We start from the raw sequence: 22,665 nt of genomic DNA on the forward strand, positions 1-22,665 counted from the left end.
AGAGAGTTTTTCTGGCACAGAACCGCTGGAATTATCAGCCGCATCCGCTCACTGTGGATGGGAAAAAGAAAATATGAGGGTATCGGGATTGATTACGACAGGTAGTCTTCCGGCCGCGGGATCTGCTCCTTCAGGCCCTTGCGGCGGCGGATGCTCCTGACCACTTCTTCCACCAGGCCTGCCGGAACCAGTTCGAACCCGGCGAACTCGGTGCTCCACATCGCACGCCCTTCTGTTGCCGACCTGATATCCCCGGCAAACCCGAAGAGTTCGGCGACCGGTGCCTTGCCGATGACCGTCACAGTGTCGCCTTCGCTCTGCATATCAAAGATCTGGCCGCGACGGCCCTGGATCTGCGAGGTTGCCGCACCCATCAGATCGGCCGGGACGGTGATCTGGATCTTCTGGATAGGTTCGAGGAGCGAGTCGCCGGCCATCAGCATGCCTGCCTTGACAGCGCTCCTGACCGCCGGGATGACCTGGGCGGGGCCGCGGTGGATGGCGTCTTCGTGGAGTTTCACATCTACCAGCCTGACCTTCAGGTTCTGGACCTGCTCATCAGCGAGCGGGCCACCGCGGAGCGCTTCGCGCCATCCTTCCAGGATCAACTCCATGGTCTCGTTGAGGTACTGGATACCCTTTGTCATGTCGATGAACATGTTGGTGCCCTCGATCGCCCTGACGTTCTTGGCCTCCTCTTTATCCATCCCTGCGGCGACCAGGATGTCACGTCGCTCAAGCGCCTGCTGGTTTATCGAGACCTCGCCATCATGGATCAACTTCACGATCGCCGGGTCCATCGGTTCGAGCTCGATGTAGAACCGGTTGTGGCGGTTAGGCGACTTCCCCTCAACCGGGCCAGCCCGACCCGTGATCGTCTCGCGGTATACAACGATCGGCGGAGATGTGATGATATCGACGCCCTTGTCGCGCCTGATACGCCCGGTGATGATCTCCAGGTGAAGCTCCCCCATGCCGCTTATCAGGTGCTCCCCGGTCTCTTCGTTGATCGAGACCTGTACAGTCGGATCTTCCTTGGCCACCTGGCGGAGAACCTCAACCAGTTTCGGGAGGTCCTTCATGTTCTTTGCCTCGACAGCGACGGTCATGACAGGTTCGGAGTAGTGTTTAAGCGACTCGAACGGGGTCATATCAAGGAGTGTCGTGACGGTCGAACCGACGATGGCATCTTTTAAGCCCGTCACGGCGGCGATATTGCCTGCCGGGAGCGCTTCCACCTCGATCCGCTCGGCACCCATGAAGATGCCGACCTGGGCGAGACGGTTTACCCGTTTCGCCGTCCCCATGATGTAGCACTCGGTGCCCCTGCGGAGCGTTCCTGCGAAGAGGCGACCGGTGGCAACCTCGCCCGCGTGTGGGTCAAACGAGATATCTGTGACCATAAGGCATACTGGACCGTTCGGGTCGCAGTTGATCATCGCCTTCCCTTCGGGGGTGCTATAATCGCCGTGCCAGATGATGGGTATACGCCGGTGCTGGGCCTCGATGGGGTTTGGGAGATGCTTGACCACCATGTCGAGAAGGACGGCGTGCAGGGGGCTGTTCTTCCCCAGCCACTTCATGTCGCCGGAGTTGCACTTCTCATAGACCTCTTTGAATGAGACCCCGCTCTTTTTCATGAACGGGATGGAGACGGCCCATTTATAGAGGGCGGACCCGAAGGCTACGGTGCCTTTTGCGGCATCCAGTTTCCAGCCTTCGTTGTACATCTTCTCGTTCATACCCTTGATCAGCTTGTTGACCTTGTCGATCACCCTTGCAAGGCGGATCTGCATCTCCTGCTCGTCCACCTTCAGCTCGTTGATCAGCCGGTCGACCTTGTTGATAAAGAGAACCGGGCGGACACCCTCTTTCAGCGCCTGACGAAGCACAGTCTCCGTCTGGGGCATGGTGCCCTCTACCGCGTCCACGACGACTACAGCACCATCCACCGCACGCATGGCGCGAGTCACGTCACCGCCAAAGTCCACGTGGCCCGGGGTATCGATCATGTTGATCAGGTACTCCTTTCCGTCGTATTCGTGGACCATCGAGACGTTGCTTGCGTCGATGGTTATGCCGCGCGCCTGTTCTTCCTCATCTGAGTCCATAAAGAGTTGCCGGCCGGCAAGCTCCTCGCTGATCATGCCCGCGCCGGCAAGCAGGTTGTCTGAGAGGGTTGTCTTTCCGTGATCAATGTGGGCGACGATGCCGATGTTCCGGATCTGCTCCGGTTTGTCCATCAGTTCCGTCACCCGCTCTACCATCTTCTTTCGTCGGGTCATGAAAAAACACCAAAAATAATGGAGGGTCTTTAGCGGGCTGCCTTTGCAATACGTTCGCGCTCTTCTTTCTTCGAGACGGCGTACGAACGGGTGTCGCCGTTCGCGGCCGCGATAAGTTCCTCGGCAAGCGCCTCGCTCACACTCTTCTTCTTCTTGTGGCTTGCCTGGTATACGCCATCTGTTATGAACCGCAACGCGGTATCGACGCGGCGCTGGGGTGCGGTGTCGACCGATTTCGGGACGTTGATGCCACCGTACTTCAGCCTGACCGTCTCCTCACGGGGGCCGGTATTCGCGACAGCGTCAACCAGGACCTGTACCGGGTTCTTTCTTGTCTTCTGGTAGACGATCTCGAAGGCATCACGGACGATGCGGATGGCAAGCTCCTTCTTGCCGGTGTTGTGTTCGGTCTGCATCAGCTTGTTGATCAGGCGCTCCACGATCAGCATGTTGCTCTTGTTGAACTGCTGGCCGGCGAGCTTGCCGCATGTATGCGGCACGATCATTGTGTGCAGGTTCACGTAGCGGGCAAGGCTTGGATCCCGGATCTCAACCTCGCTCATGTCCCAGCGGTTGAATAATAACTGCTGGGCGTTTGCTTCCGTCTCTGCTTCAGTCATTGTCGCTTACCTCCGCGGCTTCTCCTTGCGCCCGATGACCATCTCACGCAGGCTGACGTTGTTAACCTTGGTCACAACGTAGCGGACACCGGGGATATCACCCATCGACCTCCCCAGTCTGCCGCCGATGCCTTCGATCTCGACCTCATCATGCTCGTCGATATAGTTGATGGCGCCATCACCGACGGCAAACGCAGTCACCTGACGACCGTTCTTGATCAACTGCACGCGGACGCACTTCCGGATGGCCGAGTTCGGCTGCTTCGCCTCGACACCCACCTTTTCGAGAACGATCCCGCGGGCCTGCGGCGCTCCCTCCAGGGGGTCGGACTTCACATCAAGTCCGAGCTGGCGCCGCGCGTAGACAGGGTCATGCCACCGCTTCTTCTTTGAATCGCGCTTCAGTTTTCGGGCTGCAAATTTACCGTTTCCCATCGAATACCCTCGTACCTGTTAAATTTGTAGATAGGAGCAACTCCTGCTGTGCTATAAAACAACGCGCGTTACGGATTTATATATTGTGGAAACCCTCCTCTGCGCCGGTTGTTTGTCCAGTTAATTTGATCACGACCTGATATAATATTATATCCCGGCGGGCAACCTTCATTGATGAGAGCCCGGATATATAAAGAGGTCTTTTTCGAGGCGACCCACCGCCTGATCCACTACCGGGGAAAGTGTTTTCGATTGCATGGTCACCAGTGGCGGGTTGAGGTATGGATCGAAGGTACGGCCGATGAGCGCACGGGAATAGTCCTTGACTACAACTGCATCAAAGAGGTCGTGGGAAGGTTCGATCACCAGGTGATCCTGAACGAGGACGATCCCATGGCGGCGTGCATCGAGACGTTTCATCCGGTCATCACCACCCGCGGCGACCCGACAAGCGAGACCCTTGCCGATCTGATCGCGGATATGATCGATGCCGAGGCTGCACGGCAGGAAAGCGACGCCCGTGTTGCAAAGATCCGGGTCTGGGAGTCCACATCCTGTTACGCAGAGCGCACCTATGATCGTCAGTGAGATCTTCCGGAGCCTTCAGGGGGAGGGAAAGAACCAGGGGCGGCCCTGCACCTTTGTCAGGCTGGCAGGCTGCAACCTCCGGTGCGCCTGGTGCGACACCCCCTACGCCTGGAACGAGGGGGAGGAGATGAGCGTTGGGGAGGTTCTCGACCGGGTCTGGCTGCTCCGCGGCGCATACATCTGTATCACCGGCGGGGAACCGCTCCTGCAGCGGGAAGATCTCCTGGAACTTCTGAAAAAGTTCAAACTTCATGGTTATTCAGTCGAGATCGAGACGAACGGCAGTCTGGATTTCCGGGAGATGCAGCCTTACGCCTCCATATGCATGGACGTTAAATGCCCATCATCTGGCGAGAGAAGCGATCTATCACTTCTTTCGGCGATAACCGCGCACGACAGCGTCAAGTTCGTGGTGGCTGATATGGACGACCTCCTCTACGCGAGGGCTGTTATGGGCCGCTACCGGATCGGGGGCGAGGTTTTCGTCTCGCCGGTGAAGGGGTCTGATTGCCGCGCCATTGCAGACTATATAGTGAGTGAGAATCTTCCTGTGAGGTTTCAGGTGCAACTTCACAAAGTCCTGGGGATGAGATAGATGAAAGCAGTCTGCCTCCTCTCCGGCGGCATGGACTCGAGCACTCTTGCCTACGTTGCAAAGGATATGGGTTACGATATAATCGCGCTCCATTTCACATACGGCCAGCGAACGGAGGAGAAGGAGCGGGAGTGTGCCCTTTTGATCGCGCGTAAGCTTGAGGCCATCGAGTTTGTCGAGATTGGCCTTGAGTACTTCAGGAAGATCGGCGCCTCGAGTCTGACGGATCCATCGATCCCGATCGAGGATTACGCTGGTGAGAAGGGAGGTGTACCTACCACCTATGTCCCGTTCAGGAATGCAAACCTCCTTGCCATTGCGACAAGCCTCGCGGAAGCCCGGCGGGCGGAGGCGATCTTCATCGGCGTCCAGACGGGGGATTACCCGGGGTATCCCGATTGCCGGCCGGAGTTCATCGAGGCGTTCCAGCGGGTGATCGACCTCGGAACGGCGGCTGACCCGCGGATCACCCTGATGACACCGTTTGTCCGGATGACGAAGGCGGATATCGTCAGGGTGGGTCTTGCTCTCGGCGTCCCCTACGAACTTACCTGGTCGTGCTACCGCAGCAGCGACCGGGCTTGCGGGGTATGCTCATCCTGCCACTACCGGAGAGAGGCCTTCCGTGAACTCGGGCTTGAGGATCCAATCGAGTATGAGGCATAAACATGGAGATCTACAGTGGAAAACGTCTCACCGTTGAGAAAAAAGTGGTCACGCTCCCTGACGGCGAGAAGAAGGAGCTGGTGATAGTCCATCCCGGGGGGGCGGTTGCGATCCTCCCTGTAGAAGGGGACGCCTGCTACCTGATCCGGCAGTACCGGTTTGCGATTGACGACTACATACTGGAAGCCCCGGCAGGCACGATCGATGAGGGCGAGAAGCCAGAGGAGACCGCCTACCGGGAACTGATCGAGGAGACCGGCATGAAGGCGGAGAGGTTTATCCCCAAAGGCTGGATCTACCCATCCCCTGGTTATACTGACGAGCGGATCTGGCTGTTCATGGCGGAGGGTCTATCCCCGAGTTCTGAGTATAGGAGGGATGATGATGAGTTTATCGAGGTTCTTCGCGTCCCGCTTTCCGCCCTTTCCGGAATGATCGCGAATGGAACGATCATCGATGCAAAGACGATCTGCCTTGTCTGCCGGTGTTTCGGCTGAGAGGCGCAGCGAACGTGCGCAAGTTTATGTTTTCTCCGGCGAAACAGGTAGTAGGTTCGGTGAATAGTTCGGTGAATAAATACCTTTCAGATAACTTGGTGAACCCCGATGGAAGAGACGCAAGAGATGGAAACCGCGCGAAAGCGCTACGAATTTAAAAAGACGCTTGAGAGGCTTGCGGAGAAGGAGGGGAGCGGCACCGAGCTTATCACACTATACATACCGCCGGATAAGCAGATATCCGATGTGACCGCCCAGCTCCGCGACGAGTTCGGGCAGTGCTCAAACATCAAGAGCAAACAGACCCGGACAAACGTCCAGAGTGCAATATCCTCCATCCTCTCCCGCCTGAAGTACTACAAGCGCCCGCCGGAGAACGGCCTGGCGATCTTCTGCGGCACTATAAACGTCGGTGGCGACCGCACGGATCTCCAGTGCGAGATAATCGAACCGCCCGAACCGCTCAACACCTACATGTACCGCTGCAGTTCCACGTTCGAACTCGAACCCCTGCAGCAGATGCTGGAGGAGAAGGAGGTCTACGGCCTTATAGTCATCGACCGGCGAGAGGCTTACATTGGTTTCCTGCGGGGCAACCGGATCGAACCTGTCCGCGGCGTCACCTCGACCGTGCCTGGCAAACAGAGAAAAGGAGGTCAGTCGAGTGTCCGGTTCCAGCGGCTGCGGTTGATTGCCATAAATGAGTTCTACACGAAGGTTGGTGATCTCGCGAGTGAGGTATTTCTTGGAGAGAAGGATTTCTTCGAGAGGTTCAAGGGTGTCCTGATCGGCGGCCCGACCCCGACAAAGGAGGAGTTTGAAGCCGGTGGCTACCTGCATCACGAGGTGCAAAAACGGATCATCGGGCTGTTTGACGTCTCCTACACAAACGAGTCAGGGCTTGCTGAACTCGTCGAGAACGCAGCGGATGCACTTAAAGGTCTTGAAGTCATCAAGGAGAAGACGGTGATGAACCGGTTCCTCCAGGAACTGGTAAAGGATGACGGAGCGGCTGCTTACGGTGAGGAGAGCGTACGTAAGAACCTGGAGCTTGGTGCCGTCGATACCCTCCTCCTCTCCGATAAACTTCGGCGAGCAAGACTGAAACTTGCCTGCCCCAACTGTGATTACACCGAGGAGCGAACGGTCAGCGTCGAGCCTGGCAAACATATCAAGGATCTCGACCTCGGAACCTGTCCAAACGACACCTCGCCGCTCTATGTGGCCGAGGAGAGCGACATCATCGATGAACTGACCGCGCTTGCTGACCAGAGCAACACGACGGTCAAGATCATCTCGGATGATTTTGAGGAGGGCTCGATGCTCTACAATGCGTTCGGCGGAATCGCTGCAATTCTGCGTTACAGGACCGGCTACTGATGTATCAGGAGAAATACCACCATATTGAACGCATGCTCAGGGCATGCACCGGTGAGGAGGACGTCCTCCTCACCGCCGGAGGGGATCACGCCGATCTTGCCTCCACGGTAGCGTTTAAGCTTGCAAAGAAGGAGAAGCGGCCGCCGCAGGAGATCGCCGCCGATATCGCAAAGAAACTGGGGAGAAACCCGGAACTCGGCGATATCCAGGTTGAGGCGGCCGGGCCCTATCTCAACTTCCGCTTCGGGCCGACACTCCTTGCGGAGGCGGTCAGGGAGGCGGTCGAACCCGGTTACGGAAGCCGCCCCCGCCGTTCCAGCCGGGTCGTGCTCGAACATACGAGCGCGAACCCGAACGGCCCGCTTCACGTCGGCCATATCCGCAACACTGTCATCGGGGACAGTCTGGTCCGGGCGTTCCGGAAGGCCGGCTACCCGCTTGAGGCTCAGTACTACTTAAATGATATGGGTCGCCAGATCGCCATCGTCTCCTGGGGTTTCGATCACCTCGACATCCACCGTGGGGAGGGCGAGAAGGAGGACCATTACGTTGCCCGTGTCTATATAGCGGCGAACCGCGAGATCGAGAAGAATCCGGAGATCACCCACGAGATCGACCTTCTCATGCAGAAGGTGGAGCGCGGCGACCCCGTGACCGTCAAGAAGTTCCGGAGTGCGGTCTCTCTCTGTCTTGAGGGAATCAGGGCGACCCTCGCCGCCTTAAACGCCTATCATGACCGGTTTGTCTGGGAGAGCGATTTTGTCCGGATCGGTGACGTGGACAGGGTCATCGAACGTGTCCGGCGGTTGCCGCAGGCCGTGGAAGATGAGACCCTCTGGGTTGACCTATCTGAGTTTGGTTTTGAGAAGAGGTACATCCTCCGGCGCAGCGACGGCACATCGGTCTACAGCACCCGGGATCTCGCCTACCACATATGGAAAGGGCGTAACTATGATCGGTTGATCGACGTGCTCGGGGCGGACCATAAACTGATCGGTGCCCAGCTCCAGGCCACCCTGAAACTTCTGGGTGAGAAACCCCCGGAGATCGTCTTCTTTGAGTTTGTCTCACTCCCCGAAGGCTCGATGAGCACCAGGGCAGGCAAGTTCGTCTCGGCGGACGAACTGATCGAGGAGGTTGCCGCGAAGGCGTTCGAGGAGGTGACCGCCCGCCGGCCGGAACTCCCCGAAGGGGAGCGGTGCTCGATCGCAAAGTCGGTCGCCATCGCTGCCGTCCGCTACGATATCGTGAAGGTCTCCCCGGAGAAGAGCACGGTCTTTAACTGGAAGGAGGCGCTTGACTTCGAGCGGCAGAGCGGCCCATACATCCAGTACGCCCATGCCCGTGCATGCAGCATACTGGAGAAGGCCGGGGGGTTCGAGCCGGCGTATCACTACGAGACCGACCACGAGATCGCGCTTGCCAGACACCTGGCCAGGTTCCCGGCCGTTATTGAGCAGGTTGTGGCGGAGCTCCGGCCGCACCTCCTCGCTGCTTACGCTCGCGACCTCGCTGACCTCTTCAACGCCTTCTACCACTATGACCCGGTCTTGAAGAGCGAGGGTGAGACCCGCAACAGCCGTCTTACACTCGTGGACGCGGTCAGGAACACCTTGAAGGAATCACTTGAGACCCTCGGGATCGATGCACTCAGAAGCATGTAACCTCCTGCGCAGACAGGGCTACCAGTTCATCACCCCGGCCTCCTCGGCGGCCGTGAAACCATGTATGTGGTGCAAGCGGGCGCTAAAAGGCGGGGAGATGTGCTACAAGGCGCAGTTCTACGGCATTGAGAGCCATCGTTGTGTCCAGATGACCCCTACCCTGCGGTGCAACCAGCGATGCCTCTTCTGCTGGCGGTCGTTTGAGCACGAGGTCGTGGAGGAGGAGGAGTGTCCGCCGGAGGTCATCATCGCAAACCTCCGGCGCGCCCAGAAGAGAGCCCTCGCGGGATACAAGGTATCGCCCCATGTCACGCCGGAACGGTTCGCCGAGGCCCTGAATCCCACGATGGTCGCGATATCCCTCTCAGGGGAGCCGACCTGCTACTCACGTCTCCCCGAACTGGTGGACGGTCTCAACAGGGAAGGCTACACAACCTTCCTGGTCTCAAACGGCACCAGGCCGGAGGTTCTCGTCCGGTGCCGGCCATACCAGACCTATGTCTCCCTGGACGCTCCCGACCGGGAGACCTACCTGCGCCTCTGTCGACCAGAGGAGGATTACTGGGACCTGGTGCTGGAGAGCCTTGCAGGGCTTGCCGGGCGGCGGTCGGCCATCCGCACCACCCTGGTTCGCGGTTACAACGACTTCTCTCCGGAGCGTTACGCGGCGATCTACCAGGATTCCGGTGCCAGGTTTGTGGAGGTAAAGGGTTATATGTATCTTGGGTACAGTAGAAACCGATTGCTGAGGGAGCAGATGCCGGAACACGCTGAGATCCGGGAATTTTCAGAGATGGTTTCGCAGCACTCGGACTATTTCATTAAAGATGAGAGCCCGCTTTCCCGTGTTGTCTGCCTGGAGAGAGATGTATGAGATTTGATGTGGAAGAGTTCAAAAAGAGGGCTAGAGAGGACTTCGAGCACGCCTGGTATGAGGGGCCGTCTGTCCTGACGCCGCCGTGGGTCTCGGGCCGCTATCCCCGGCTTCGCTACTCCCGGGCGAGGGAGCACCCGATCTTCGATATTGTGGAGCGGCTTCGCGAGACATATCTCGCGATGGGGTTTGACGAGGCGATGAACCCCCTGATCGTCGAAGAGTCTGATATATACCGGCAGTTCGGTCCTGAAGCAATGGCCGTCCTTGACCGGGTCTTCTACCTCGGCGGTCTGCCCCGGCCGAACGTCGGGATCGCAAGAAAGCAGATCGAGGAGATCGAGGCTATCCTTGGCCGTGCGCTCACTGCCGGAACCGAGGAGAGGCTCCGTGAGACCCTCCACGGCTATAAGAAAGGAAAGATCGACGGTGACGAGTTGGTGCACGAACTTGCGGCCGTGCTCGAGGCCGATGATGCTGCCGTGGTGCATATCCTTGATGCGGTCTTTCCGGAGTTCCGCGACCTTGCTCCGGAGTCGTCGCGCAACACCCTGCGCAGCCACATGACGAGCGGCTGGTTCCTGACGCTCTCCTCTATCTGGGACAGGCAGCGGCTGCCCCTCAGGCTCTTCTCGGTGGACCGGTGTTTCCGGAGGGAGCAGGAGGAGGGGCCAACCCGCCTGATGGCCTATCACTCGGCCTCGTGTGTCGTTGCCGGGGAGGATGTCACCCTTGAGGAGGGGAAAGCCGTCAGCGAGGCGCTTCTTTCGGCGTTCGGGTTCACTGAATTCAGGTTCCAGCCCGACGAGAAGCGGTCGAAGTACTACATGCCTGGAACGCAGACGGAGGTCTATGCACGCCATCCCTCGCTCGGGTGGGTGGAGGTCGCTACGTTTGGTCTCTACTCCCCGTCGGCGCTCGCGGAGTACGGGATCGGAGTGCCGGTGATGAACCTGGGTCTTGGGGTGGAGCGTCTTGCGATGATCGTCTACCAGTCAAACGATATCCGCCAGTTGACCTACCCGCAGTTCTTCCCGCAGGCGATCTCCGACCGCGAGATCGCCGGTGCAATCCACCTCCGTGAAGAACCGGCATCGGTTGCCGGGCGACGTATGGCAGAGGGTATCCGGGCCACTGCTGTGGAGCACGCCGCCGCCCCCGGGCCGTGTGCGTTTGTTGCCTGGAGTGGCGAGATCGCGGGACGGGAGGTTGAAGTGGTGGTCGAGGAGACTGAGTCCAACACGAAACTCTGCGGTCCTGCCTGCTTAAACGAGGTCTTTGTCCATAACGGTTCGGTGCTCGGTGTACCCGATACAGCGAAGTGGGCAACCGTCCGCCAGGAGGGCGTCTCCACCGGGATCACCTACCTGGACGCTGTGGCCGGGCTTGCAGCCGCCAGGATCGAGGAGGCGGCGAGGTGCGGGGAGGAGGTTCGTGTCCAGGTGAAGATGGCAAAACTCCCCTCTGATGTCAACCTGCGTATCGAGGACTACGTGATGCGCTACATCACCGACCACAATAAAAAAGTGGATCTCCGCGGTCCGGTCTTTCTGACGGTCAGGTCGGTCATCCGGAAGCCGGAGGTTTGATCCTGGATGATTGGGTGTTGCCCTTCCTGGATGAGTAATATGAGGCCATCAAATCAACGATTCTGAATCTAATCCCGCCACCTTTTTCAGGTGGCAGGTGCGAGCCCATCAAACCAGTTCGATCATGGTTTGACGCCATCGGATCGCCACCGTGGTGAACGTTTTTTGCGGCTGACCTCCTCCATCCATGGGCGGCCGGTGCATGATGACAGATCCTGGAAAACCGTGGCAGCGACGGAAACGGGATCTCAGGGAAGTATCTCACCGAGAACGTGGTAAGGAGATCTCCTCCCGTCGAGGGGGAATCACCTGCGGGGGTGGGGCTCGCCGGGGAGGAGGGATGGAACATCCCCCGCCCCTGTCTTTTGCGTGTCATCCGAAAACCTCTCTCGCTGGATCGCCCCCTTTCCCGGGGGCGGGCAAGTGTCTGGCGATTGCCAGTGGGAAGCCGCGCCGGGGAGGTTTCTTGCCTGAAACCGTGTGAGGGGATCACCTCTCTTGCGGTGTATCGATGGGGAAACCCTCCCTCCCCTGCCCTGAGATGCTCCCGGAAACCAGATGATGCCCGCGTCTCCACAGGCATACCGAATGAAGATGGGGGCAGCATTCTCATACAGACCCCGGCCGCCCCGGATCCGGATTGGAAGAGGTGGGCGGCGATCCACACAGGCAGGGGCACAATCCCATGAACGTGGCAAAAGAACTCCAATTTCAGGATATTTTCTTCTGGCGTCTATAAACAACCGCCTTATCTCTGAATTCTGCCCCGGCCTGAAGTATTGGTTTGATGGCCTCTACTGCACTTTATGAGACCCCTGGCAGGTGAGCAGACATCTCTGGGAGGCGAGGTTCAACCTGACCCTGCCGGGTGTGAAGGCCGGTAAGGTTATGTATTTCTAACACCATGTTAGAAATATACAACTGGTGTGACTATGAAACGAACCTACGCTGTAAAGATAGGGGTGGGAGTGTTCCTCGCGGCTGCGGGCATAATCCTTCCATTTCTCGTGGACGGAATGGAATCTCTCTCCTCGGTCCTGGTTGCTATCGGTCTTGTGACCGTTGCGGTGACCGGTGTGCAGCACTGGAGATACAGTGACGGTCTGGAGAAGGATGAGAGGACGCAGAAGCTCGGGGCATACGCCATCTCTTACTCCTGGTTGCTCACCATTGTCTTTCTTGCAATCCTCTTCTGGGTTGACTACCTGGGTCTGCTCGTCCTCAGCGTCCAGGCCGTTCTGGTCTCCGCCATCCTGCTGATGGGGTTCTCCGCACGTCTCTTCCAGTGGTACCTATTCAGGCAGGGTGACGTGGCTTGAGGAGGGATGCCGGGTGAAGACCCGGATCAAAGAATTTCGGGCGAAGGCCGGGATGACCCAGGAGGAACTGGCCAGGCAGGTGGGCGTCCGGCGGGAGACGATAGTCTTCCTTGAGAAGGGGAAGTACAACCCCTCCCTGAAACTTGCCTACAGGGTGGCAAAGGCGCTCGACTCCACCATCGAGGAGGTCTTCATCTTTGATGAGGAGGATCTGGCATGAGAAGAACCTCTCCGGCTGCCCGGAAGGTCACGATTGCGGCTTTATCTCACCCATCTCATCCCCCATTTCTGGTGTAGGCGCTTCTCTGGTTGCTGCAGTCCTGTCATCTCCCCGGAGAAGCGCAAACAGCCTGGCAAGAGAGATGATATCCTGCCTGTTATGCTCTACGATCGGGATGAGCGGGCCGGGGTTACCTGTTCGCATGTAGGTCTCGTAGAACTCTGGAACCATCGCGCTCGGGAGATCGTCTGTCCGGGTTATGTGGAGGACCGCCGTCTCAAGACTGCCGAGACGGCAGGATGGCAAGCGGCCTCCCCAGCACCGGCGTGCAAACCGGAGAACGTCAAAGTGGGGGAGGTCGAGGGTTGCCGGGACACCGTGCCGGGCGAGTCGATCCCGGATGTAGGGGAGGTCAAAAGCCCGGCCGTTGAAGGTGACGAGGGCGGCTCTTTCCGCCTCCAGGTCGGGGAGGATGGCGGTCAGCGCCGCTGTCTCTTCCTTGATCGACCTGACGAGGTGCTGGCGGACGACGATAGAACCTCTTTCCGCCCGGCCCAGGCCTATCAGGATGATCGGCCTGGAGGAGAGCCCCAGCGTCTCGATATCCAGGAAGAGGAAATCTTCCGGGGCGTGAAACCTGCTGGCCTCGAGGAGGAGCGGATCGCTCTGCCGGTGCCGCCGTTCAATCCAGTTCACGAGTTCCCGCGTCTCTCCCCTTGCCACCAGATCGAGGAGCCGGCTGGCATCCTGATGGTAACGGGGGTGTCCCAGCAGGTCAGGGACGGTGCGGTAACCGCGCTCTTCCAGCCGCTGCCGGGTTGTCGGGCCGATACCCTGGATCAGGCTGAGATCGCCCAGGATGGCTGCCGCCGCGCGTTCGCGGTCGCGAACGGCCAGGAAGATCGGGCTCCGGTGGTCTATGACGTAGCACCTCCCGCCTGAGCACCTCACCTCCCGGCCGTTGAAGACGTCCTCGATCGCCAGGCCCCGGCACCTCTCGATGAGATTGGCCCGGAACCTGCGGGCCTCCTGGTCGCCGGAGTGGTGAAGATGCCCCTTCTGGAGATCCCGCACAGACCACCTCACCCGATCAGGTGCTTGAACCATTTCATCCTGATCTCCGTCTTTGCATAAATTCAAACTGACTCCCGCGGGGTGAAAGTGAACCACCCCGGCGCCTGACAGACCGGTCGCCGGAAGCGAACATTTTCAAGCCGGCATCATGTGGTTTTTTGCAATTCGCCGCGCATACGACCTGGAAAAAGGTGGCGAGTTTATATTTCAGATCGCTGATTCGATACCACGCGCATGTAGCACCTCCTCCACCTCAGCGGCCATCCACCTAAATACTCTCAGTGACAATCGAGAGGAGAGAGATGAATATTGGAGCAGTCCTGATCGATATCGATGGCGTTCTCCACGCAGGTGACCGGCAGGTCGCGGGAGCGGACCGGGCGCTCCGGGAACTCGACCGGCGCGGGATACCCTACCGGTTTGTCTCCAGCACAACCCGTAGTTCCAGGCATTCGGTTGTGCAGCGTCTGCATCGCCCCGGTTATGAGATCCCGGAACCCTGGATCGTCACCGCCGCGGTTGCGGCCGCCGTACACCTCCGGGAGAGCGGGCGGACGCGGTGCTGCCTTCTGACCACCCCGGATGCCCGGACGGACCTTGAGGAGAGCGGGATCTCGGTCGTGGATGAGGGTGCCGATGCGGTCGTGGTCGGCGACGCGGGCGGCGCTCTCACCTGCGAGCGGTTGAACCGTGCGTTCAGGCTCCTGATGGAGGGGGCGGACGTTATTGCCCTCGAGAACGACCGTTACTGGATGGGGGGAGACGGACTGATGCTTTCGGCCGGCCCGGTAGTGGCCGTGCTCGAGTATGCCGCCGGAATAGAGGCTGAAGTGATAGGGAAACCCTCGCCGGCGTTCTTCCAGCGGGCGCTTCAGGGTATCGGGGCGCGCCCTCTGGAGACGGCGATGAGATCGTCACCGATATCGGTGGTGCGCGTGGCTGCGGTATGAAGGGCATACTTGTGAGAACCGGGAAATACCGCGAAGAGGCCGTCCGCCGCTCAGGCATCACCCCGGACCTGGTCATCGACTCGCTTGCAGACCTTCCCGATCATATATGATGGTCATGAGAAAGCGGATTCTCTTCCTGTTTCTCCTGGCCGCCGCAATCGGCGGAGCGTGTCTCGGGTTTTTCCTCCGTCCGGAGTTCGTCCCGCCGGCGATCGTCCCCCTGGAGGGTGCGAGCCTCAACCAGACGCCGGTCTATACACTCCTCTTCGAGGGCGGGATGGAGACGATCCGCATCGACCCCGACCCGGCGGTCTACGCCGGTGCGAAAGCGGCAGACAGGAGCCTTCACCTCTACACAGATATGCCGGAAGAAGAGTGGATCCCGATCTACTACCTGGCGTTCATAAACGAGCCCCACCAGGAACCCTTCTATGCGGACCTGCTCGGCGCCCTTCGCGAGATCCGTGACCGGAGAGGGCTCGATGACGACCGTTACCTCGAACTGATCGCCGTATTCGTGCAGTCTATCCCGTATGAGACCGACGCCTCGGTGAGCGAACCAAAGTTCCCGATCGAGACCTTCGTGGACGCTGCTGGAGACTGTGACGACAAAAGCCTCCTTCTCGCAGGTCTCCTCGCGCGGGAGGGCTACGGTGTTTCGCTCCTCTACTTTGGAGGCGAAACCCACATGGCTGTCGGGGTGAAGAGCGCAGGCTGCGGCTACCGCAACACCTCTTTTGCCTACATCGAGACCACAAACGTAAGTTATGTCGGAATCCCGCCTGCAACGCTCTCGGGCGGCGCGACCCTCTCCTCCGATCCGCTGGTGATCCCGGTCGGGCAGGGTGAGCGCAGCTACACCGCCTGCAACCAGGTTCAGACGATTGAGCGCGCGCTCTCCGCATTACGCGACCGTGCCGCGGTTCTCGAGACGGAACTTGAGGCACGCGGCCGGGAGATCGAGGCGATGCGCGATGCCCTCGACGCCCTGGGTGCCCGGATGACGTCCCTCCTGCGTGCGGGCGATATCAGTGAGTACAACCGCCTCGTCCAGGACTACAACAGGATGGCCGGGGACTACAACCAGGCTGTAGACGCTTACAACGCCCTTCTCGATGAGGCTGAAAGGGTTGTCGACCTCCACAACGACCTGGCCGCCGGTGCTCATGACCGGCCCGCCTCATACCTCGTGGCGCGGGCCTATCTCTCCGGGTGAGACGCATCTACCGGCCCGGGAAGGGTTGTGTGCGTCTCTCTGCCCCGGGCGATGGGCGGCCCACGGCACCATCGGCAGCAATATGCACCTCTTTGCGAATCTGGCTGCGGCGGGCGATGGTCGGGTACCGGGCGGCCCGCTCCGCGAGGCAGGCAAACGTCGTGAGTTCTGATCTCTCCATGCATGATAACGATGCAATCTGTTCACTTAACGATAGGCCGCGCGCGGTGTGAAAGTGAAAATTTGGGTCTTCAAATCCTGGCCTATAATAGGCCGAAACACCGTTTAATCCCCGATCCTTATTGGTATGGTTTTTTGGTCTATTTATTCCGGTTTAATTTTGGAAAACAAATTTTTCCGTGGCTTGATCTGAGATAAGGGGCTGCTGCCACCGTATTATACCTCCGGGTCAGCCGTCCTGCAAGTTTTTATCTATCCTCTGGCAGATACATGAAACGGAGTGCCGTATGCTGGATATCAGTGATTTGCATGTGGAAGTTGATGGCACCGAAGTGCTCCACGACATCAACCTCCATATCGGGTGGGGGGAGACCCACGTTCTGATGGGCCCAAACGGCTCAGGGAAGAGCACGCTGCTCAAGACCATCATGGGGTTTGGCGGTTACACCATCACATCCGGTTCAATCGTCTTTAAAGGGCAGGACATTACCCGGATGCCGATCCATGAGCGCGCCCATCTCGGTATAGGCATGATGTTTCAGAACCCGCCAGCGATCTCAGGGCTGAAACTCGGGAAACTGCTTACTGCCGTCTCCGGGCTGAAAGAGGACGAAATCGAGGCATTGGCCCGGTCGGTCAATATGGGGCAGTTCCTCAGCCGGGATATCAACGTCGGCTTCTCCGGCGGCGAGATCAAGCGGAGCGAGGTCCTCCAGCTGAAGGTCCAGCAGCCTGATTTCCTGATGCTGGACGAACCCGAGAGCGGTGTTGACCTGGAGAACATGAACCTCATGGGCAGGGAGATCGCCACCCTGCTTGAGAAGGATGTCCGTATCGTCAACCGGCGCCGGAGCGGCCTGATAATCACCCACACCGGCTACATACTCGATTACGTCGATGCCGACCAGGGTCATGTGATAATCGAAGGACAGATCAGGTGCCACGGAAACCCGCGCGAGATCCTGCGCCTTGTCAAAGAGAAAGGATACGGAGAGTGCCTGCGTTGCAAACAGATAACATAACTGACATGGAACACCTCTCAGAGAAGGACCGGGAGCGTCTTGCCCTTACCGGTCTCGAAGTGGAGATGCGGAATCGCTGCGGGAGTTTCTTCCAGATCGACCAGAACGTTGTCCAGACCACATGCATGGCAGAGGGTGTCGAGATGCTCCCCATCAAGGCCGCTCTCGAGAAGTATGACTGGGTAAAGGACTACTACTGGAAGGCCGTCCCGAGAGACAAGGATAAATACACCCGCTACGTGGCAGACCAGGAGACCCCCCAGGGTCTCGTTGTCATCGCCCATCCCGGCACAAAGATCGAGATGCCCCTCCAGGCATGCCTCTTCCTCCGGGAGGGCCCGGTGCAGCACGTCCACAACATATTTATAGCGCAGGAGGACTCCGAGATCCACATCATCTCCGGTTGCGCGAGTTCCTGGCAGAAAGAGCATGGAGCGCATATCGGTGTGACCGAGATCTACGTCGGCAAAGGCGCAAAGGTGACATCCACCATGATCCACAACTGGAACCGGGGGATCGCCGTCTTCCCGAGGAGCGCCACAATAGTCGAGGAGGGAGGGTTGTTCCTCTCGAACTACGTCTGCATGCAGCCGGTCAGGAAGGTCAGCATGTACCCCACGGCCAGCCTGGTCGGAGAGAACGCTGTGGCCCGGTTTTCGAGCATCGTGGTTGCGACACCGGGCTCAACCCTGGATCTCGGCTCCCGCGCGATCCTCGGCGCCGAAGATACAAGCGCCGAACTCGTCACCCGGGCGATCACCACCGGCGGCACCATCATCTCCCGCGGGCATATCCTTGGCGCGAAGGACAACACCCGTGGCCACATAGAGTGCAGGGGCCTGATCCTGAAGGACGGCATCATCCATGCCATCCCCGAGATCGAGGGGACGATCACGGGCACCGAACTCTCGCACGAGGCCGCGGTGGGAAAGATTGCCCGCCACGAGATCGAGTACCTGATGGCACGCGGCCTCTCAGAAGAGGAGGCCACCGCAACCATCATACGGGGATTCCTGGACGTGAAGATCAGCGGTCTCCCTGCCGTCCTGCAGGCCCAGATCGACGCCGCAATTGACAAAGCCGAATCGGGCTTCTAACCGATGAGGTGTGAGATGACGGAGGCAGACCCCTTTGCGGGAGCACGAGAGGCGATGGTGGAGTTCCAGATCCGTGCGCGCGGGGTCAGCGACCAGAGGGTGCTCGACGCAATGAGGAAGATCCCCCGTCACCTCTTTGTGCCGGAAGATTTGAGGCACGCGGCCTACGACGACCGCCCCCTCCCCATCGGCGAGGGGCAGACGATCTCTCAGCCCTACATAGTCGCCGTCATGACGGAGCAACTTGAACTCTCGCCAGGAGACCGCGTCCTTGAGATCGGGACAGGCAGCGGTTACCAGGCGGCAATACTTGCAGAACTTGCCGGCAGCGTCATCTCCATAGAACGTCTCCCCCGCGTCGCCGAGAAGGCACGCCAGAACCTGGCCCGCGCCGGGGTCACCGGCGTCGAGGTGGTAGTCGGCGACGGCACGAAAGGCTACCCTCCTGAGGCGCCGTATGACGCCATCATGGTCACGGCGGCAGCGCCGGATATTCCCAAACCACTTATCGACCAGATGGCTGAAGGCGGCCGACTGGTTGCCCCGGTCGGGTCGCGCGACTACCAGGAACTGATCAAACTTGTCAAACGCGGGGGTGGGATCGAGACGATCCCCCTTGGCGGGGTCTGTTTTGTGCCGTTGATCGGGCAGTTTGGATGGCAGGGAGGTTACTCCTCGTGACCGTCCATGACATCACCCGGGTTCTATCGCGGGATGCCGTCGTCTACCCGGGAGACGTCCGGCCGCGGTTCCGCGAGATCGATAACGGGCAGTATCGTGTGACCGAGATGACCCTCGGCAGCCACACCGGGACGCACATCGACGCCCCCTCGCATTACATCGAGGGAGGCCAGACGGTGGATGAGATCCCGCCGGGGGTGCTGGTTGGGCCGGCGAGGGTTCTGGACTGCAGCGATGCCGGAGAGGCCATCGGCCCCGGTAGCCTGCTCGGCCGCCTGGATGGGGTAAGGACTCTCCTCTTAAAGACCTGGTTCTCGGGGCTGCGGGAGTTCGATCCCGGCTACCCATCTCTCTCCATGGAGGCGGCAGACCTGATCATCGCTGCCGGGATCACCTGTATCGGGACGGACGCCCCCTCGATAGAGGGGTTCAGCGGTGACGGTTCCGTCCACCGCCGATTGCTCGGAAACGGTGCTGTCATCCTCGAACTGCTCGACCTCTCTGGTGTGGCAGAAGGGGAGTATTTTATGGCAGCACTGCCGCTGCGGCTCAGGGGTGCGGATGGATCTCCCCTGAGAGCGCTGCTCTGGGATGCGGAGGATGAAGTATGAGTTTCTGGCATGATGCAGTCGAGAGACTGGAGAAGATCCTCGCTGGCAGCGGCTGCGAGGATGGTATTGTAACGCTTGGCGTAAACTACGACGCAGACCGCTGTCAATACCCAAAAGGGGTCTGTATGGAGGCTCAGTTTGGCGGCCGGCGCGGGCAGTTCGTCACGAACGAACCGACCCGGGCCAGGACCCGGATCTCCTTTATGTTCGGTGCGCCGCTTGCGACCACGAAACAGCGGGCGGCGGCAGGCGCGATCATCAACGCCGTCTCGGCATTCCTCTGCCTGACACGGAGATTGCAGCCCTGCACGAAGGAGTGTCACGGCCCATGCCTTGAAGCCCTCTCCCGTGAGGTCGCCGGGAAACGGGTCTACCTTCTCGGGCCGATGCCTCTGCTCGCGCGGGCGCTTGAAGCGCAGGTTGCAGACTCTCCCGAAGAGGCCGATCTCATCCTGGTCGCAGGGGATGGCATGGCAACCGATGCCGGGGTTGCCTGCATCGACGGCTACAGGGGGAGGAAGCGGATGATCTTCATTGGCCCATCCTCTGCCGGGATCAGCGGGCTTCTCAACCTCGAACATTGGTGCCCCTACGGGAGATGAATACATTTTTCAGGCAGAAAGGGGCTATAGAGAGTATGCTTTTTGGCTCTTCCGGCATTCGGCAGGAGTTCGGCCCCGATCTCGTCGATCTTGCGTTCCGTATCGGATCTGCCGCCGCTGCAGGGGCATCTGAGATCGCCCTCGGTCGTGACACCCGCACCACCAGCGAGTTGCTTGAGCACAGTGTAGTATCCGGGATGCTTGCGACCGGTGCAACGGTCTACTCCTGCGGGATTGCGCCCACACCGACGGTCGCGTACGCGACAGGGAGCGCCGATGCGGGATGCATGATCACCGCGTCACACAACCCCGAGCCCTACAACGGCGTCAAACTCCTCAACCCGGATGGCTCCTCGTTTACCGTCCGGCAGCAGGCCGCGCTTGAAGAGGCGCTCAACGGAACACACTGGAAGGGGTGGGATGAGATGGGTCGCCTCCTCCCGATCGACGCCGTTGACGCACACAGGGAGGCGATCCTGGATAAGGTCAGCCTCTCTCATCCCGTCAGGGCCGTGCTCGACTGCGGCAACGGTGCCGGGAGCGTCATAACCCCCGATCTTCTTGCAGATGCAGGGGTTACGCTCACCGGCCTGAACTGCAACGTTGCAGGGAAGTTTGCACGACCGTCTGAGCCGCTTGAGTCAAATCTCCCCTACATCGGTGAGATCGTCCGGCGGCGCGGTGCCGCCTGCGCCGTCGTCCATGACGGCGATGCCGACAGGATGATGGCGTTTGATGAGCGGGGCCGCTACATAGACGGCGACCACCTTCTCATGCTGTTTGTGAAGTATCTCGACTGTAAACGGGTGGTCACAACCGTCGACGCCTCGATGGCCATCGAGGAGATTGCAGATGTGCGCCGCACACCTGTCGGCGACAGTTTCGTCTCCGAAGAACTCATATCCTGGGGCGATTTCGGCGGCGAGCCCTCCGGGAGCTGGATCTTTCCCGGGCACTCACTCTGCCCGGACGGTGTCTACGCCGCCGCCCTGCTCTGCGAGATCGCATCTGAATGCTCGATCGCCGAAGAACTCGATCGGATGCCCCGCTACACCCTGCTCCGCAGGTCATGCCCGGTTCCAGACCCCCGTCAGGTCATGGCGGCGATGGGCGCGGAGGAACCAGCGCACGGCATCCGGTTTGAGGACGAGGACGGCTGGTACCTGGTCCGGGCAAGCGGCACCGAACCCAAGATCAGGATCACTGCCGAGGGGAGAACACCGGAAAAGGCAAAAGAGATGCTTGAAGCAGCGTCGGCCGCCCTCAAGCGGGCGAGACGCAGTCTGGAGTAGATGCTACATGCAGTGTGTTGTACTTGCAGCTGGCGAGGGGAAACGGATGCGCCCCCTTACCGCCCGGCGCCCGAAGGTGATGCTTCCGATCGCCAACCGCCCAATGATCGAGCACCTGATCACCGCCGCCCGTGACGCCGGGATCACCGGGTTCATCCTGGTCGTCGGCTACTGTGAGCGTGAGATCCGCAACCACTTCGGCGACGGGAGCGGTCTTGGCGTGAAGATCACCTACGTGACCCAGCGCAGACAGCTGGGCACCGCTGATGCCCTCCGGGCGGCATCGGGGATGGTGAACGATCGCTTCCTCCTCTTAAACGGCGATATGATTCTGAGATCGGATGATATAAGGAGCCTCTGCCGGATGGAAGCCCCGTGCATGGGGATCCACGAGACCGACCACCCGCAGGACTACGGCGTGGTGACGGTTGAGGATGGCCTAATCACCGGTCTTGAAGAGAAGTCGGAAGAACCGATAAGCAACCTGATCAACGCTGGCGCCTACATCTTCGATCCCGATGTATTCGACCTTCTTTCAGGAGTCGGGGTCTCTGAGCGCGGGGAGTTCGAGCTGACCGACGCCCTCGCATCCTACATAGAGGAGGGAAGGCTCCGGGGATACCTCCTTGACTACTGGCTCGATCTCGGACACCCATGGGACCTCCTCGACGCAAACGCGGAGATCCTCTCCTCGATGCACCACGAAAAGCATGGTGTGATCGAGCCCGGGTGCAACGTCCCGGAGACCGTCAGCATAGGGAGGGGAACGGTCATCCGTGCGGGAACCTGCATCGAGGGCTCATGCATCATCGGTGAGAACTGCGTTATCGGCCCCCACGCCTACATCCGGGGTTCAACCGCCATCGGTGATGGCTGTCACATAGGTCACGCGACCGAGATCAAGAACTCCATAATAATGTCGGCGACAAAGGTTCCCCATTTCAACTACATAGGCGACAGCATCATAGGAAGCGGGTGCAACTTCGGGGCGGGCACCAAGGTTGCAAACCTCCGGCATGACAACGGAGCGGTGAAGGTCTGCGGGAAGAGCACCGGCCGGAGGAAGTTTGGCGCCATCATAGGCGACGATGTGCTCTTCGGCATAAACTGTTCGGTCAACGTCGGGACCTCCATCGGGAGCGGCACGCGGGTCTCCCCCCACTCTTTTGTGGATGGGTGCATCCAGGAGAACTCGGTCATCAGGTGAT

24 protein-coding genes are annotated in these 22,665 nt (G+C 59.6%); 20 read left to right on the forward strand and 4 right to left on the reverse strand.

Going from position 1 to position 22,665, the window contains the following annotated elements:
- Window positions 1-92: 92 nt before the first annotated feature.
- Genes R6Y96_RS03510 through R6Y96_RS03520 form a run of 3 tightly spaced genes read right to left on the reverse strand, consistent with a single transcriptional unit; the run spans window position 93 to window position 3,340 of the window.
- Entirely contained in the window at window positions 93-2,285 is a 2,193-nt protein-coding gene (locus tag R6Y96_RS03510; protein WP_318622140.1) for an elongation factor EF-2, read from the reverse strand.
- Window positions 2,286-2,314: 29 nt separating this feature from the next.
- Window positions 2,315-2,905, reverse strand: a complete 591-nt coding sequence (locus R6Y96_RS03515) for a 30S ribosomal protein S7 (protein WP_318622141.1) — start codon at window positions 2,903-2,905, stop codon at window positions 2,315-2,317.
- 6 nt (window positions 2,906-2,911) lie between these two features.
- Window positions 2,912-3,340 (reverse strand): 30S ribosomal protein S12, encoded by a 429-nt coding sequence (locus R6Y96_RS03520; protein ID WP_318622142.1) that lies wholly within the window; start codon window positions 3,338-3,340, stop codon window positions 2,912-2,914.
- Window positions 3,341-3,514: 174 nt separating this feature from the next.
- Between R6Y96_RS03520 and R6Y96_RS03525 the strand changes: the two genes are divergently transcribed.
- The 10 genes from R6Y96_RS03525 to R6Y96_RS03570 all read left to right on the forward strand — a co-directional run bounded on the left by R6Y96_RS03525 (window position 3,515) and on the right by R6Y96_RS03570 (window position 12,732).
- On the forward strand, window positions 3,515-3,928 hold the full coding sequence (locus tag R6Y96_RS03525) for a 6-pyruvoyl trahydropterin synthase family protein (protein WP_318622143.1): 414 nt from the start codon (window positions 3,515-3,517) through the stop codon (window positions 3,926-3,928).
- Entirely contained in the window at window positions 3,915-4,523 is a 609-nt protein-coding gene (locus R6Y96_RS03530) for a 7-carboxy-7-deazaguanine synthase QueE (protein ID WP_318622144.1), read from the forward strand. Before R6Y96_RS03525 ends, R6Y96_RS03530 begins: the two co-directional genes overlap by 14 nt.
- Entirely contained in the window at window positions 4,524-5,189 is a 666-nt protein-coding gene (gene queC / locus R6Y96_RS03535; RefSeq protein WP_318622145.1) for a 7-cyano-7-deazaguanine synthase QueC, read from the forward strand.
- Between the two features lie 2 nt (window positions 5,190-5,191).
- Window positions 5,192-5,686: an NUDIX hydrolase gene (locus R6Y96_RS03540; RefSeq protein ID WP_318622146.1), complete on the forward strand. Its 495-nt coding sequence runs from the start codon at window positions 5,192-5,194 to the stop codon at window positions 5,684-5,686.
- Window positions 5,687-5,794: 108 nt separating this feature from the next.
- A complete protein-coding gene (gene prf1, locus R6Y96_RS03545) occupies window positions 5,795-7,066 on the forward strand; it encodes a peptide chain release factor aRF-1 (protein ID WP_318622147.1) in 1,272 nt (423 codons plus the stop codon).
- Complete coding sequence (gene argS / locus R6Y96_RS03550; protein WP_318622148.1) at window positions 7,066-8,730, forward strand: arginine--tRNA ligase; 1,665 nt, start codon at window positions 7,066-7,068, stop codon at window positions 8,728-8,730. Before prf1 ends, argS begins: the two co-directional genes overlap by 1 nt.
- Entirely contained in the window at window positions 8,711-9,604 is an 894-nt protein-coding gene (twy1, locus tag R6Y96_RS03555; protein WP_318622149.1) for a 4-demethylwyosine synthase TYW1, read from the forward strand. Before argS ends, twy1 begins: the two co-directional genes overlap by 20 nt.
- A complete protein-coding gene (gene sepS / locus R6Y96_RS03560; protein ID WP_318622150.1) occupies window positions 9,601-11,193 on the forward strand; it encodes an O-phosphoserine--tRNA ligase in 1,593 nt (530 codons plus the stop codon). Before twy1 ends, sepS begins: the two co-directional genes overlap by 4 nt.
- A 932-nt stretch (window positions 11,194-12,125) precedes the next feature.
- Window positions 12,126-12,512 carry a hypothetical protein gene (locus R6Y96_RS03565; protein WP_318622151.1) on the forward strand — a complete coding sequence of 129 codons (387 nt, stop codon included), beginning with the start codon at window positions 12,126-12,128 and terminating at the stop codon, window positions 12,510-12,512.
- A gap of 13 nt (window positions 12,513-12,525) precedes the next feature.
- A complete protein-coding gene (locus R6Y96_RS03570; protein WP_214022936.1) occupies window positions 12,526-12,732 on the forward strand; it encodes a helix-turn-helix transcriptional regulator in 207 nt (68 codons plus the stop codon).
- A 27-nt stretch (window positions 12,733-12,759) separates the two neighbouring features.
- Here R6Y96_RS03570 and R6Y96_RS03575 read toward each other — a convergent pair whose 3' ends face one another.
- Complete coding sequence (locus R6Y96_RS03575) at window positions 12,760-13,806, reverse strand: ribonuclease H-like domain-containing protein (protein WP_318622152.1); 1,047 nt, start codon at window positions 13,804-13,806, stop codon at window positions 12,760-12,762.
- Between the two features lie 302 nt (window positions 13,807-14,108).
- On the opposite strand from R6Y96_RS03575, the gene R6Y96_RS03580 reads away from it, so the two are divergent.
- From R6Y96_RS03580 to glmU, 10 genes are all read left to right on the forward strand, one after another.
- Window positions 14,109-14,756: an HAD family hydrolase gene (locus R6Y96_RS03580; RefSeq protein ID WP_318622153.1), complete on the forward strand. Its 648-nt coding sequence runs from the start codon at window positions 14,109-14,111 to the stop codon at window positions 14,754-14,756.
- Window positions 14,753-14,866, forward strand: a complete 114-nt coding sequence (locus tag R6Y96_RS03585) for an HAD hydrolase-like protein (RefSeq protein WP_318622154.1) — start codon at window positions 14,753-14,755, stop codon at window positions 14,864-14,866. The genes R6Y96_RS03580 and R6Y96_RS03585 overlap by 4 nt, the downstream gene beginning before the upstream one ends.
- 5 nt (window positions 14,867-14,871) lie before the next feature.
- On the forward strand, window positions 14,872-15,972 hold the full coding sequence (locus R6Y96_RS03590; RefSeq protein ID WP_318622155.1) for an OmpH family outer membrane protein: 1,101 nt from the start codon (window positions 14,872-14,874) through the stop codon (window positions 15,970-15,972).
- Window positions 15,973-16,439: 467 nt separating this feature from the next.
- Window positions 16,440-17,174: an ABC transporter ATP-binding protein gene (locus R6Y96_RS03595; protein ID WP_318622156.1), complete on the forward strand. Its 735-nt coding sequence runs from the start codon at window positions 16,440-16,442 to the stop codon at window positions 17,172-17,174.
- A 5-nt stretch (window positions 17,175-17,179) separates the two neighbouring features.
- Window positions 17,180-18,271 (forward strand): SufB/SufD family protein, encoded by a 1,092-nt coding sequence (locus R6Y96_RS03600; RefSeq protein WP_318622158.1) that lies wholly within the window; start codon window positions 17,180-17,182, stop codon window positions 18,269-18,271.
- Window positions 18,272-18,286: 15 nt separating this feature from the next.
- Complete coding sequence (locus R6Y96_RS03605; RefSeq protein ID WP_318622159.1) at window positions 18,287-18,952, forward strand: protein-L-isoaspartate(D-aspartate) O-methyltransferase; 666 nt, start codon at window positions 18,287-18,289, stop codon at window positions 18,950-18,952.
- On the forward strand, window positions 18,928-19,563 hold the full coding sequence (locus R6Y96_RS03610) for a cyclase family protein (RefSeq protein WP_318622160.1): 636 nt from the start codon (window positions 18,928-18,930) through the stop codon (window positions 19,561-19,563). Before R6Y96_RS03605 ends, R6Y96_RS03610 begins: the two co-directional genes overlap by 25 nt.
- Window positions 19,560-20,165: a hypothetical protein gene (locus R6Y96_RS03615; protein WP_318622161.1), complete on the forward strand. Its 606-nt coding sequence runs from the start codon at window positions 19,560-19,562 to the stop codon at window positions 20,163-20,165. The genes R6Y96_RS03610 and R6Y96_RS03615 overlap by 4 nt, the downstream gene beginning before the upstream one ends.
- A gap of 35 nt (window positions 20,166-20,200) precedes the next feature.
- Entirely contained in the window at window positions 20,201-21,457 is a 1,257-nt protein-coding gene (locus R6Y96_RS03620) for a phosphopentomutase/phosphoglucosamine mutase (protein WP_318622162.1), read from the forward strand.
- A 7-nt stretch (window positions 21,458-21,464) separates the two neighbouring features.
- Window positions 21,465-22,664 carry a bifunctional sugar-1-phosphate nucleotidylyltransferase/acetyltransferase gene (gene glmU, locus R6Y96_RS03625; protein ID WP_318622163.1) on the forward strand — a complete coding sequence of 400 codons (1,200 nt, stop codon included), beginning with the start codon at window positions 21,465-21,467 and terminating at the stop codon, window positions 22,662-22,664.
- Window position 22,665 lies beyond the last annotated feature (1 nt).

The sequence above is a fragment of the Methanoculleus receptaculi genome (assembly GCF_033472595.1).
In the GTDB taxonomy this organism is placed as follows: domain Archaea; phylum Halobacteriota; class Methanomicrobia; order Methanomicrobiales; family Methanoculleaceae; genus Methanoculleus; species Methanoculleus receptaculi.